The organism is Geodermatophilus marinus (assembly GCF_003428645.1).
Lineage (GTDB): Bacteria > Actinomycetota > Actinomycetes > Mycobacteriales > Geodermatophilaceae > Geodermatophilus.
The window spans coordinates 19,107-31,197 of record NZ_QVQH01000024.1; the positions used below are offsets into that span (position 1 = coordinate 19,107).

General features: G+C 75.2%; 13 protein-coding genes. 3 read left to right on the forward strand and 10 right to left on the reverse strand.

The window, feature by feature from the left end:
• Positions 1 to 3: 3 nt before the first annotated feature.
• From D0Z06_RS20075 to D0Z06_RS20100, 6 genes are all read right to left on the reverse strand, one after another.
• Entirely contained in the window at positions 4 to 1,041 is a 1,038-nt protein-coding gene (locus D0Z06_RS20075) for a YeiH family protein (protein WP_117379320.1), read from the reverse strand.
• Complete coding sequence (locus D0Z06_RS20080) at positions 1,038 to 1,655, reverse strand: RBBP9/YdeN family alpha/beta hydrolase (RefSeq protein WP_117379321.1); 618 nt, start codon at positions 1,653 to 1,655, stop codon at positions 1,038 to 1,040. The genes D0Z06_RS20075 and D0Z06_RS20080 overlap by 4 nt, the downstream gene beginning before the upstream one ends.
• Positions 1,652 to 2,974: an MFS transporter gene (locus tag D0Z06_RS20085; protein ID WP_117379322.1), complete on the reverse strand. Its 1,323-nt coding sequence runs from the start codon at positions 2,972 to 2,974 to the stop codon at positions 1,652 to 1,654. The genes D0Z06_RS20080 and D0Z06_RS20085 overlap by 4 nt, the downstream gene beginning before the upstream one ends.
• 159 nt (positions 2,975 to 3,133) lie before the next feature.
• Positions 3,134 to 4,186, reverse strand: a complete 1,053-nt coding sequence (locus tag D0Z06_RS20090) for a beta-keto acid cleavage family enzyme (RefSeq protein ID WP_117379323.1) — start codon at positions 4,184 to 4,186, stop codon at positions 3,134 to 3,136.
• Positions 4,187 to 4,338: 152 nt separating this feature from the next.
• Entirely contained in the window at positions 4,339 to 5,256 is a 918-nt protein-coding gene (locus D0Z06_RS20095; protein ID WP_199522438.1) for a TauD/TfdA dioxygenase family protein, read from the reverse strand.
• Positions 5,257 to 5,307: 51 nt separating this feature from the next.
• Positions 5,308 to 6,288 (reverse strand): quinone oxidoreductase family protein, encoded by a 981-nt coding sequence (locus tag D0Z06_RS20100; protein WP_117379325.1) that lies wholly within the window; start codon positions 6,286 to 6,288, stop codon positions 5,308 to 5,310.
• A gap of 216 nt (positions 6,289 to 6,504) precedes the next feature.
• Between D0Z06_RS20100 and D0Z06_RS20105 the strand changes: the two genes are divergently transcribed.
• Entirely contained in the window at positions 6,505 to 7,515 is a 1,011-nt protein-coding gene (locus D0Z06_RS20105; protein WP_117379326.1) for an AraC family transcriptional regulator, read from the forward strand.
• A 9-nt stretch (positions 7,516 to 7,524) separates the two neighbouring features.
• Here D0Z06_RS20105 and D0Z06_RS20110 read toward each other — a convergent pair whose 3' ends face one another.
• Positions 7,525 to 9,114 (reverse strand): SHOCT domain-containing protein, encoded by a 1,590-nt coding sequence (locus D0Z06_RS20110; protein WP_117379327.1) that lies wholly within the window; start codon positions 9,112 to 9,114, stop codon positions 7,525 to 7,527.
• A gap of 226 nt (positions 9,115 to 9,340) precedes the next feature.
• Here D0Z06_RS20110 and D0Z06_RS20115 point away from each other — a divergent pair, with 226 nt between their 5' ends.
• Positions 9,341 to 9,706, forward strand: coding sequence for a carboxymuconolactone decarboxylase family protein (locus tag D0Z06_RS20115; protein WP_117379328.1), 366 nt, complete (start codon positions 9,341 to 9,343; stop codon positions 9,704 to 9,706).
• Positions 9,707 to 9,787: 81 nt separating this feature from the next.
• Here D0Z06_RS20115 and D0Z06_RS20120 read toward each other — a convergent pair whose 3' ends face one another.
• Positions 9,788 to 10,018 carry a hypothetical protein gene (locus D0Z06_RS20120; RefSeq protein WP_147332094.1) on the reverse strand — a complete coding sequence of 77 codons (231 nt, stop codon included), beginning with the start codon at positions 10,016 to 10,018 and terminating at the stop codon, positions 9,788 to 9,790.
• Between the two features lie 295 nt (positions 10,019 to 10,313).
• Here D0Z06_RS20120 and D0Z06_RS20125 point away from each other — a divergent pair, with 295 nt between their 5' ends.
• Positions 10,314 to 10,931, forward strand: a complete 618-nt coding sequence (locus D0Z06_RS20125) for an Rv1733c family protein (protein WP_117379330.1) — start codon at positions 10,314 to 10,316, stop codon at positions 10,929 to 10,931.
• 99 nt (positions 10,932 to 11,030) lie between these two features.
• On the opposite strand, the gene D0Z06_RS20130 is transcribed toward D0Z06_RS20125, so the two are convergent.
• Together D0Z06_RS20130 and D0Z06_RS20135 are read right to left on the reverse strand one after the other, a co-directional pair.
• Positions 11,031 to 11,474, reverse strand: a complete 444-nt coding sequence (locus tag D0Z06_RS20130; protein ID WP_117379331.1) for a DUF7144 family membrane protein — start codon at positions 11,472 to 11,474, stop codon at positions 11,031 to 11,033.
• A gap of 165 nt (positions 11,475 to 11,639) precedes the next feature.
• Complete coding sequence (locus tag D0Z06_RS20135) at positions 11,640 to 11,972, reverse strand: hypothetical protein (protein ID WP_117379332.1); 333 nt, start codon at positions 11,970 to 11,972, stop codon at positions 11,640 to 11,642.
• Positions 11,973 to 12,091: the final 119 nt, after the last annotated feature.

A 12,091-nucleotide genomic window follows, 5' to 3' on the forward strand; every position in this document is an offset into this window, starting at 1 on the left:
GGGTCACCCGGCGCCGAGCAGCAGGACGCCGGCCAGCGCGATCCCGACGATGAACACCGTCGACGCCGTGGCCACGGCCAGCGCCGGCCCGCCGCCCCTGAGCAGCGAGCGCAGCCGGACGCCGGCGCCCATCCCGAACAGCGCCGCGGCCAGCGCGGCGACCTGCAGCTGCGAGATGACCTCCAGTGCGCCGGACGGCACGACCCCCGTGCTGCGCAGGGCCACGCACCCCACGAAGCCCAGCACGAACAGCGGCACGACCGGGGGACGCGTCGCCGCCGCGTCCCCGCCCCCGGAGGCGAGCCGTCGCCCGGCGCTCACCGTCGCGACGACCGGGGCGAGCAGCAGCACCCGGGTCAGCTTGACCACGACGGCCACGCCCACGACCGCCGCGCCCCCGGCGCCCGCCGCCGCGACGACCTGGCCGACCTCCTGGACGCTCGCGCCGGCCCAGATGCCGTACTGCTGGTCGCTGAGCCCGAGCGGGTGCCACAGGAGGGGCAGCAGCACCATCGTGATGGTCCCGAGCAGCGTGACCATCGCGATCCCGACCGCGACGTCCTCCTCGTCCGCGCCGGCGGTCTCCTCCATCGCGGCGATCGCCGAGGCGCCGCAGATGGCGAAGCCCGTGCCGATCAGCAGGCTGCGCGCGCGCCCCAGGCCCACCCGGTTGCCCAGCCAGGTGGTGGCGACCAGCGTCGCCACCAGCGTCCCGGCCACCAGGGCGACCGTGCCCGCGCCGAGCGCCGCGATCGCGCCGAAGGACACGGAGAAGCCGAGCAGCACGATCCCGATGCGCAGCAGGCGGCGGGTCAGGCGACCGAGGGACGACCGCGCATCTCCGCGCAGGAGGCCGGTGTTCCCGGCGAGCATGCCCAGGGCCACCGCCCAGGTGAGCACCCCGATCGCCGGCACGAAGCGGTGGGCCAGCAGTGCGCCGCCGAAGCCGACCGCGGCGGCCACGAGCCCCGGCCAGCGCCGGGGCGGCGCGGCCGCGGCGGTCGCGGCGGCGCGCACGCCGGCGTCCTGGACCGCGGTCATGCCGGCACGAGGGCCGGCCGCGGCCCGCGGACGGGGTCCGCGCCGGGTGATCCGGCGCCGTCCCCGAGCTCGTCGACGAGCGGGAGCGCCTCGGGCCAGTTCCCGAACCCCGAGGCCGGGTTCAGGTGCCCGACGGCACCCAGCGGGTGCACCCGGCTGCCCCACGCGGCGGCCAGCGCCCGCAGCCGTACCGGGTTGCCCAGCGGGTCGTCGGAGCTGACCGCGAGGATGCTCGGGAACGGCAGCCGCCGCCGCGGGACCGGGAGCCAGCCGGAGGCCCGGAGCTGCGCGATGGACGGGTAGCCCGCCGGCAGCGGGTCGGCGAGGGCCGGCGGGGTCACCAGCAGCGCCCCGACGACCGCCGTCCCCTCGTACGTCGCCGCCCAGTGCACGGTGGTCAGGACGCCGGCGCTGTGGGCGACGACGACCACCGGGCCGTCCGCCTCGGCGACGACGCGGTCCAGCAGGTCGACGCGGGCCCGCAGGTCGGGGTCCGTCCGGCCCAGCGGAGGAACGGTCCGGGCCCCCGGCAGCGTCGCGGCCAGCCGCGTCTGCCAGTGGTCCTCGACGTGCCCGCGCAGGCCGGGCACCAGGACGACGGTCGCCGCGGTCACCGGGTCACCGCCGTCCTGCGGGCACGGACCAGGCTGGCCGGGTAGGCCCGCCGGCCGAGCACCAGGGCGATCAGCGCGCCGACCGCGGCCAGGGGGACCACCTGCATCGCCGTCTCCAGACCCAGCCGGTCGGCGAGGATGCCCGTCAGCAGCGGTCCCGCGGCCAGCCCGAGCAGGTTGTTGGCGAGGGTGAGGCTGCCGAACGCCGTGGCCCGGATCGACTCGTGGGTCAGGTTGGACACCATGGCCCCGGCCGGGCCGGTGACCCCGGCGGCGAAGAAGATGCCGACCGCGAGCAGCAGGAGCTGCAGCCCGCCCGGGCCGAGCAGGAACGCGCTGCCCAGGAACACCAGCGACACGAGCGAGTAGACGATCGCGGTCGTCCACTTCCGGATGGCCACGTGCCGGCTCAGCCGGTCGGTGACCCAGCCGCAGATGATCATGCCGGCGCCCATGAACAGGATGGCGACGGCCGCGATGCCGGCCGCCCGGTCGGGTGCCAGGTCGTAGGCGCGGTTGAGGTAGCTGGGCAGCCAGGCGAACAGCGAGCCGGCGATGAACAGCTGCAGGCCGCTGCCGATGTAGGCGCAGATGACCGACGGGGTGCTGAACAGGGTGCGCAGCTTCGCGCGCTCCCCCTTCGGGGCCACCGGCTCGCCCTCGGCGACGTCGTCGACGCGGAACCGGTCGAGCTTCTCGTCGCTGATGAACAGGCGGTACAGCGCGACCAGGACCAGGCCGAGGATCGCCATGACGCCGAACGACCAGCGCCAGCCCAGCTGCACGGCGAGCGCGCCGCCGAGCGCGACCCCGAGCACGGAACCGAACGAGCCGCCGGCCATGAACGCGCCGGTGAAGGACGCCCGCCGGTGGGCGGGGAACACGGCGAGGACGACGGCCAGGCCCACGCTGCCGTAGGCGGCCTCCCCGACGCCGATGAAGACGCGGGCCAGCATGAGCTGCTCGTAGTTGGCCGCGACCGCGCAGCCGGCGGTGGCCAGGCTCCAGATGACGGCCATGAGCACGATCGAGCGGACCCGGCCCCACCGGTCGCCGAGCAGGGACAGCGGAACGGCCAGCAGGCCGACGGTCAGCGCGACGACGCTGGTGAGCCCCCCGAGCTGCGTGTCGGTGAGCGCCCACTCCAGCTTGAGGAACGGGAAGACGGCCGAGAGCACCTGGCGGGACATGTAGTCCGACAGGAGCAGGGCGAACGTGAGGGTGAAGACGAGCCAGGGGAAGACCTTGCGGGCCCGGGCGGACGGGGCCGGCGCGACGGCGGTGCCGGCGCCTCGGCTCTCGGTGAGCAGCGATGCCATGACGACGCTCCAGGGTGCGACGATTCGAAGTCGGATCCGGTGCCGTCCGGTGACGGGACCGGGGCGTCGACCTCGAACCGTGTTCGCAGTCGACATGGTGGCGCAGGGGCGGGCCCGGGGGGAATGCCCGGGCCCGCCCCGCGCGTGGTGCGGGCCCGCTCAGGCGTGGTGGAGGAAGCCCACCTGGCCGGGCTTGCGGTTCGGCGGGTAGCCGAGCTTGGCCAGCGCCTCGTCGGCGCTGCCCCAGTACTCGTCGAGCCGGTAGATCTCGCGGGATTCCTTGCCGGTCGCGACCTCGCGGCCGAGCTCGCCGGCGATGCGCACCAGCTGACGGACGGCGTCGGCGGAAGTGCACTTCTCGCCCAGCCGGCCCCAGAGGGTGTCCTCGTTGCCGCACCGGGTGTGCAGGCCCAGGGCGATCGCCATCGTGTTGATCGGCAGGACGTTGCGCATGATGCTCTCGAGCGTCAGCGACGCGCCGTCGGGCACCCGGCGGACGAACTCCATCATCGTGTAGGGGTTCGGGCCGTCGAAGCCGCCGCCGATCGCCACCCAGGTGATGTTCAGCGGCCCGGTGTAGACGCCGCGGCGGACCAGCCGCTCCACCGTCTCCAGCTGCGCGCTGTGCGCCAGCTGGAAGTGCGGCTGGATGCCGTTGGCGACCAGCCGCCGCAGGTGCTCCTCGACCCACTCCGGGGAGGCCGGGACCTCCATGTTGCGGTAGGTCTCGTACAGCTCGGGGCGCTGGAACGACGTGCCGGCGATGTCCGAGTCGGTCATCAGCTCGACGATGTTCATCTGCGAGGTGTTGATCGCGATGGTCACCTGGTCGGGCTTCGGGTCGAGCTCGGCGAGCATGTGCCGCGTGTCGTCGGACAGCCACTTGGCGTCGGCCCCGTCGCCCTCAGGGGCGAAGGAGATCGAGCCGCCGACCTGCAGGATCATCTCCGGCACGGCCTCGCGCAGCCGGCGGAGCAGCTCGTTGAACTGCGAGAGCCGCTTGGAGCCCTTGCCGTCGAGTTCGCGCACGTGGATGTGCAGCACGGTGGCGCCGGCCTCCCAGCAGTCCACGGCCTGCTGGACGTGCTGGTCCATGGTCAGCGGGATGTCCTCGGGGAAGTCGGCCGGCTCCCACTCGGGGCCGTAGGGGGCCGCGGTGATGACCAGCTTCTCCTGGTTCTCGGGGAACAGGGAGTCGTCGAGGAAGTGCATGGAAGTTGCTCCAGTCGATCGGTGCGGGAGGGTTCAGGAACGGGCTTGCCGGGCGATGCATGAAGTGTCCGAGCAGCGGCCCGTCATGGCTGTACGGATCCGGACAGGATCGGCGACCCTTTCGGACACGCAGGGTCGGCCGGGACGAGGGGTCAGAACGTGGGGCTGCCGACGATCCCGGCGCGCTCCATGCGGCGGACGGCGGGCCAGTAGTCCTGGACGGCGTAGTGCTGGGTGTTGCGGTTGTCCCAGATGGCGAAGCTGTCGTTCGTCCAGCGCCAGCGCACCTGGTACTCGGGGACCGACGCCTGCCGGATCAGGTAGTTGAGCAGCTCGCTCGCACCCGGCGAGTAGTCGTGGCCGAAGCGCACGTTCTCCGGCGTGTGGTAGTTCGTGAAGTGCGTCGTGAACGCGTTCACGAACAGCACCTTCTCGCCGGTCTCCGGGTGGGTCCGCACGACCGGGTGCTCGGCGTCGGGGAACCGCTCGTGCAGCGCGTGCCGCTGCTCCTCGGGCATGGCGGCGCCGAAGCTGGCCTCGATGCTGTGCCGGGCCTTGAGGCCGTCGATCCGCTGCTTCACGTGCTCGGGCAGCCGCCGGTAGGCCTCGGCCATGTTCACCCAGATGGTGTCGCCGCCGACGGCCGGGCCCTCGACGCAGCGGAGCACCGACCCGAAGGGCGGGGCCACGCGCCAGGTGGCGTCGCAGTGGAAGGCGTTCTCGTAGTGCTCCGGCTTGCTGTCGAGGTCCTTGTAGATGCGGACCAGGCCCGGGTGGTCGGGGTCGCTGCCGGCGACCGGGTGGTCCTCGAGCGGGCCGAACCGCTCGGCCAGGGCGACGTGCTCGGCGCGGGTGATGTCCTGGTCGCGGACGAACAGCACCTTGTACTGCAGCAGCAGGGCCCTCAGCTCGGCGAAGAGGCCGTCGTCCCGCGAGGCGGCGGCCAGGCTGACGTTGCGCAGCTCCGCGCCGATCGTCGCGGTGAGCGGGACGACCTCGATGGCGGTCGCGCCGACGTGGACCGACGGCCAGGCTCGCCGCGGCACGGTGTGGTCGATGACGGTGGTCACGGTGGTTCTCCTTGCTCGGGGGTGGGACGTGCTCATCGGTGGGACGGGGGTTCAGGAGTCGAGGACGAAGACGGAGGAGCCGACCCCGCGGCCGGACTCGAGGTCGCGGTGCGCCTGGACGGCCTCGTCCAGCGCGTAGCGCCGGTCGATCCGGACGGCGATGCGGCCGGCGGCCACGTGGTCGAAGAGCTCACCGGCCAGGGCGGCGCGCTCCGCCGGGTCGGCGATGTAGTCGGCCAGGGCGGGACGGGTCACGAACAGCGAGCCCTTCAGGGCCAGCTGCATCGCGTCGATCGGCGGGACGGGCCCCGACGCGGTGCCGAAGCAGACCAGCAGTCCCCGCCGGGCGAGCGAGTCCAGCGACGAGGCGAACGTGCTCCGCCCGACGCTGTCGTAGACGACGGGGACGCCGGCGCCGTCGGTGAGCTCGCGGACCCGGGCTGCGACGTCCTCGCGCGTGTGGACGATGGTGTGCGCGCACCCGTGCGCCCGGGCGACCTCGGCCTTCTCGTCGGTGGAGACGGTGCCGATGACGGTGAGGCCGAGCAGGCGGGCCCACTGGGTGAAGAGCAGGCCGACCCCGCCGGCCGCCGCGTGCAGCAGGACGGTGTCGCCGGGGTCGAGCCGGGCGATCCGGCGCAGCAGGTAGGCGCAGGTGAGGCCGCGCATCGTCATGGCGGCGCCGGTCTCGAACGGGATCCCGGCCGGCAGCGGGATCAGGTGCGCGGCGTCCATCACGCGCTCGGTGCTGTACGCACCGAGCGGGCTGCCGGTGTAGGTGACGCGGTCGCCCGCGCCGAAGCCGGTCACCCCGGGGCCGATCGCCTCGACGACACCGGCCGCCTCCACCCCCATGCCGGCCGGGAGGGGCGCCGGGTAGAGCCCGGTGCGGAAGTACGTGTCGGCGAAGTTCAGCCCGACCGCCGCGTGCCGGATGCGCACCTGCCCGGGGCCCGGCTCCCCGACGTCGAGGCGTTCCCGGCGCAGCACCTCCGGTCCGCCGGTCTCGTGGAAGCGGATGCCCTCGGCCATGTGATCGGTCCTCCTGGTACGTCGACGGCGCGTGCCGGGCACGCGGGGGGTGGTGGGGGTGCGGTGGCGATCTGTCCGCCGACCGGCCGGGACGTGGATCGGCTCTCCCGGACGGCTCTCACTGTGGCAGCGGCGCCAGCCGGAGGCTGTACGGATCCGGACACATGCCTTACCCTTGTCGGACACGGCCTGCCCGGCCGGCGGAGGGAGCACGGCATGCGTCCCGGTGTCCGCTGCGCGACGCTCGACGGCTACGTCGGCCTGGCGCGGTCCTGCGGGCTCGACCCGGCACGGCTGCTGGCCGACGAGGGTCTGGCCGTCGCCGACCTGGCCGTGCCCGACACGTGGGTGCCGGCGGCCGCGGTCGCCCGGCTGCTGGACCGGTCGGCCGAGGAGGCCGGCATCGAGGACGTGGGCCTGCGGCTGGCCGGGCTGCGCCGGCTGGCGACGCTGGGGCCGCTCAGCGTCGTGCTGCGCCAGGAGCCGGACCTGCGCAGCGCGCTGGGGCTGCTCTGCCGGTACGAGCACAGCTACAACGAGGCGCTGCGGCTCCGGCTGGACGAGGCCGGGGATCTGGCGACCATGCGGCTGTGGTTCGAGTTCGGGGAACCGGCACCGACCCGGCAGGCCCTGGAGCTGGCCACCGCGACGCTGCTCGGGATCATCCGGGAGCTCCTCGGCCGGCAGTGGGAGCCGCTCTCCCTGTGCTTCACCCACCCCGCTCCGGCGTCGACCGCCACCCACCTGGCGGTGTTCGGCCCCCGGCTGCGGTTCGGGCACGAGTTCACCGGGCTGGTGTTCCACGCCGCGGAGCTGGACGCCGCGAACACGATGTCCGACCCGCTGCTGCGGCCGTACACCGACCAGCTGCGCCGGGCGCTCGGCGCCCCGCCCGCCGAGACCGTCACGGGGCAGGTGCGGCACCTGGTCGAGATGCTCCTGCCCGTCGGGCGGTACTCGACGCAGCAGGTGGCCCGCAGCCTGGGGACGACCCAGCGGACGCTGCACCGCCGGCTCGCCGCGGAGGGGACGTCCTTCTCGTCCATCGTCCACGAGACCCGGGCGGCGCTCGCGGAGCGCTACCTGACGGCAGACCGCTGGACGCTGACCGACGTCTCGGAACGGCTCGGCTTCACCGCGCCGAGCGCGTTCTCCCGGTGGTTCCGGCAGGAGTTCGGGATGACGCCCACGGCGTGGCGGACGACCGCCCGGGCCTCCGCGTCGTGAACCGACCGGTCACCCGCCGAGGAGCCGGGCCTTCTCGCGGCTGAACTCCTCCTCGCTCAGGACGCCGGCGTCGCGCGCCTCCCCCAGGCGCACGAGCAGGTCGAGCCGGCCGCTGAGGGTCGAGAGCGTCTCCGGCGTCAACGCGGCCGGCAGCAGCGGCTCGGGCGCCGGGGCCGTGTCGACCAGGGTGGCGACCGGCGCGCCGCCGGGTGCGCCGCCATCGGGGGCCGGTCCTGCCGTCCACCGCGGGGCCGGGACCGCGGCCGGGGGCCCCGCCGACGGCTCGGGCGCCGCCGGGCCGGGCGTGCCCGCCGGCGCCCCCGCGGCGGCCGGACGCTGCCCGTCGGCGGCCGGCTCCGCCGCCCGGTTCTGCAGCCACTCCAGGGCACCGAGGTAGAGGGCGACCAGAGCGGCGACCCAGACGAGCACCGACAGCGTCGGCTCCGGCCAGAACAGCAGGACCACCGCGCCGACGGTGATCCCCGCCCACCGGGCCGGTCCCAGGTGGGCCCGCACCGAGGCGCCGAGGCGAGCGCTCCGCTCCGGGAGCTCCAGCCCCTCGGCGAAGCCCCGCCACCAGGCGGCGACGCGCCGCGCCCAGGGCTCCCCGGCCGCCGGAGCGGCCGCCTCGCCCGGCGCGACGGCCTGGCCCGGCGCGGCACCCGCAGCGGCCTGGGCCCGGGCCTCCTGCCGGCGGCGCACCTGGGCCCGCGCCGAGGCGAGCCCGCGCCGCACGCCGGCCACGAGGCCGAGCCGGCCCCACACCAGCGTCAGCACGAGGACCAGCAGGACGGCGGCCAGCAGCCACAGCGTCCAGGACCGCAGGCTCCCGGCGAGGACGTCGTACACCGCGCCCACGGCGTCCCGGTTCTCCTCGCGCACCCGTGGGAGCAGCAGCCCCCGGGCCACCCGCAGGGCCGCGAGCACGAGCAGGACCAGCACCGTCGCGGTCACCGCCCAGGCCCGCAGCGTGCCGCGGCGGCGGCGCGAGATGCCGAGGGCGCCGGCGAGCGCGCCCAGGGCGATGAGGCCGAGCCACCACCACACCGACTCGAGCAGGTCGATGGCCGAGTAGACCTCCGGGGACCCGGCCGGGGTGAGGAGGGTGACGCCCACGTCGTCGGGCAGCAGGTCCAGCACCTGGCCGGCGACCCCGTCCTGCGCCGCGTCGGGCACGAGCCCCTTGGCCTGCCCGAGGGTGTACTCCACCGGCTCCCCGGCGACGAGCTGGCCGTGCGCCGAGGTGAGCGCGGCGGTCGTCAGCGGCCGGAACGGGTCGTTGGTCAGCAGCCGCTGCACCCCGGCGGCGACCACGGAGCGGACCCCGCTCTCCACGGTGGGCTCGAACTGCTGCAGCCGCTCCGGGAGAACCGCCACGGCCTCGTCGACGGCGTCCTCTACCGCCGGCTGGGTCATGACGGTCTCCGTCACCCGCTCCGTGATGCGGGACTCGACCTCCGGCAGGTCGACGATCGTCTCGACGGTGGACACGAACGCCTCGGTGTCGACCACGTTCTGGCGCGTCCACAGCGACACGGAGGCCAGCACCAGCGTGAGCGCGCTGGCCAGGACCAGCAGACCGGTGATCAGACGACGCATGGCTCGTCCCTCCCGCAAACTGGCGGGCGCGGCGCCCGGCCGACCGGGGTCAGCGTGGTCCCGCGGGGAACGGCGCTCATCACCCACGGCGGATGAGGGCGGGCACCGGCGCGGCGCGCGCCGGCGGCGTCCCGCGGGCGTGCTGCGTCGTCCGCACGGGGTGAGGACCGGCGTCGTCCCCCTCACGAGGCTGGCCGCCGTAGATCCCCGCCCGTCAGGAGGAGCCATGACCCAGACCGCCCCGGACAACGCACTCGGCCGCATCGCCGAGGGGGACACCCCGGTCCTCGAGACGCTGCTGCAGATGAACCTCGACGCGCTGGAGCGGTCGGGTCTCGACGCCGAGACCTACCTGCTCGTCCGGCTGGCCGCCCTCGTCGCCATGGACGCCGCCCCGGCCTCCTACCTGATCACGCTCGGGATGGCCGAGGAGGGCGGCCTGACCGCCGAGAAGGCACAGGCCGTCCTGGTCGCGATCGCCCCCATCGTCGGCAGCGCACGGGTCACCGCGGCGGCGGGCGCCATCGTGCGGGGGGTGCTGGGCGCCGCCGCGCTCGTCGACCAGGTCGTCCCCGAGCAGCGCACCCCGTAGGCCGGCAGGCCGCCCCGGCGCCGCCCCGTCCTCCGGGACCGCGACAGCGCTCCGCACCCCGTCCGGCACCGGTACCGCGGCTCACGCGGTGCCGGTGTCGGACGGGTCCGGGTGGGCGGCGCGGACCTCCAGCAGGTCCAGTCCCTGGCTGCGCAACCGCTGCAGCACGCCGTGCAGGCCCGGTTGGTCCGTCGGCCCCGTCCGGAGGACGGTCAGCGGCGGCTCCTGGCCGAGGTCCTCCGCGCCGATCTCCTCGATGAGCTCGGCGGGGACCGGCCCGCGCACCCGGAGTTCGTACACCCGACGTCCCATGTCTGCGCGCTCCCTCGCGATCGACGGGGGCACCGCTCCCGGTGCGGGCTCCGTTCCGCAGGAGCCCTCCCCCGGAGCACCCGGCCGGCCGGATCCGACCCGGGGAGCCCGGGCACCCGGGCCTGCGGGTCCGGTCCGACGTCCGGGAGCCTCGTGAACACGGGCGCCGGCGGCATCCTCCCGCCCGGATGAGCGGCTCCGGCGGCTGCCCCGGGTCGCCGGCCGGGGAGGACCGCCCCGTCCGGGCCGACGCCCCGTGCCGCGGGCCGCGCCCCCGGAGGGGAGGGTCCGCACGATGGCCGCACAGCACGAGTCGTTCGCCCGCCGGTCGCTGCGGCGCTGCACGCTCGGCAGCGGACCGCTCAGGCGCCGCTCGGACCGGGTGCAGGTGGTCGGCCGGCTCGTCGTCGTCCTGTCGTTCCTCGTGGCCCCGGTGGCCGCGGTGGCCGCCTCGACCGCCACGGCGGCGCACCTCCACGCGGTCGCGGCCGCCGAGGCCGCGGAGCGCTTTCGCGCCCGCGCCGTCGTGCTCGAGGAGGCGCCGGGACCGGCGCACCCCCGTGACGGGGCCTACGGCACCCCTCCCGGGACGGTGGTGCCGGTACGGGTCGCCTGGACCGCCCCCGACGGCCGGCCCCGGGAGGGTTTCGTGCCGGTGCAGCGCGGCACGCCGGTCGGCACCGCCGTGCGGCTGTGGGTCGACCGGGACGGCGACCTCGCCCCGGCGCCGCTCGACCGGTCGAGCATCCCGGACCGGGCGGCTGCCGCCGGGGCGTTGCCGCTGCTGGCGCTCCCCCTGGCGACCTGGGCCCTCCACGCCCTCCTCACCTCCGTCCTGGACGCCCGCCGGGAGCGGGCCTGGGAGGCGGAGTGGGCCGCGGTGGAACCGGGGTGGAGTTCCCGGCCGCGCTGACCCGGGGGCGTGCGGGCGCACGTCACCCGCCCGGGCGCGGCCCGGGCGGGTGCGGCTGCCGTCACCGTCCGGCCGGCCGGCCGGAGGCGCTCCCGGCGGTCAGCGGAGTGCCCTGACCTCCCGGCCGTGGACGATGATCGCGTAGATCACGATGACGTCGAGGGCGATCACGATGGTCGACCACACCGGGTAGGCCGCGATGAACACCAGGTTCGCCAGTGCGCTCAGCACGGCGATCCCGACGCCGACCACACGGGCCACCGTGTTGCCCGCCAGCAGTCCCACGCCGGTGAGGACCGCGACGATGCCGATGACGAGGTGGATCCAGCCCCAGGTGTTGTAGTCCACGTCCACCACGAGGCCTTCGGACGTCACCGCGTAGAAGCCGTCGTCGAAGAGGGCGACCAGCGCCTGGATGACCTGGAAGGCACCCAGCGTGATCAGCATGACGCCGGCGAAGACGACCCATCCCGCCCAGGCGGTGGGCGGTTCACCGTACGGGCGGCCGGTCTCGGTGGAGCCGCGGTGCGAGGTGTCGGTCATGTCACTGTCCTCCGGGTCCGCTCCCGCCGCGTCCGCCCTGACGGGAGGCTGTGAGCGGGGTTCTGGTGGCGTGCGCTGACACTGTGGGACGCCGGCGGTGGGCCGGCATCGTCCGCCGTGAGTGAGACGCGGGGAGCACCTGCCGGGGTGCCCGCGGGGACCGGCTCAACCGGCCGAGGGGGCGTCCGCCGACCGGCCGGTCCCGGAGGCCGCCGGGAAGGGGACGACGACGCCGTCCCCTCCCGCGGTGCACCCCCCGGCGGGTGGGGCGGCCTGCGCCGGTCCGGCCGGTGCCCCACCGGTGGCCGAGCGCGGCGGGGCCGGGCACCGGCGGATCTCCAGGACCTGCACGTCGCTCTCGATCAGCCGGTCCAGCACCTCGGTCAGGTCACGGTCGGCCGGGATCCGGAGCCGGTACAGCGTGTGCCGCGGCACGACCGTCGGTCGCACCGGGACGCGGAAGGTGGCGAGCGTGGCGCTGCTCAGGTGGCTCCCCACGCGGAGTTCGTACCGGGACCGTGCCGCTTCCATGTCCACCGACCCCCACGACGTCCGAACCGATGGGACCGACGGTGCGGGAGACGACGGGACGGCGCCTCACCCGCACCGCACGAGGC

Coding starts and splice junctions, on each gene's coding strand:
- D0Z06_RS20075 (WP_117379320.1), bottom strand. CDS start 1,041: ATGACCGCGGTCCAGGACGCCGGCGTGCGCGCCGCCGCGACCGCCGCG.
- D0Z06_RS20085 (WP_117379322.1), bottom strand. CDS start 2,974: ATGGCATCGCTGCTCACCGAGAGCCGAGGCGCCGGCACCGCCGTCGCG.
- D0Z06_RS20090 (WP_117379323.1), bottom strand. CDS start 4,186: ATGCACTTCCTCGACGACTCCCTGTTCCCCGAGAACCAGGAGAAGCTG.
- D0Z06_RS20100 (WP_117379325.1), bottom strand. CDS start 6,288: ATGGCCGAGGGCATCCGCTTCCACGAGACCGGCGGACCGGAGGTGCTG.
- D0Z06_RS20105 (WP_117379326.1), top strand. CDS start 6,505: ATGCGTCCCGGTGTCCGCTGCGCGACGCTCGACGGCTACGTCGGCCTG.
- D0Z06_RS20110 (WP_117379327.1), bottom strand. CDS start 9,114: ATGCGTCGTCTGATCACCGGTCTGCTGGTCCTGGCCAGCGCGCTCACG.
- D0Z06_RS20115 (WP_117379328.1), top strand. CDS start 9,341: ATGACCCAGACCGCCCCGGACAACGCACTCGGCCGCATCGCCGAGGGG.
- D0Z06_RS20120 (WP_147332094.1), bottom strand. CDS start 10,018: ATGGGACGTCGGGTGTACGAACTCCGGGTGCGCGGGCCGGTCCCCGCC.
- D0Z06_RS20125 (WP_117379330.1), top strand. CDS start 10,314: ATGGCCGCACAGCACGAGTCGTTCGCCCGCCGGTCGCTGCGGCGCTGC.
- D0Z06_RS20130 (WP_117379331.1), bottom strand. CDS start 11,474: ATGACCGACACCTCGCACCGCGGCTCCACCGAGACCGGCCGCCCGTAC.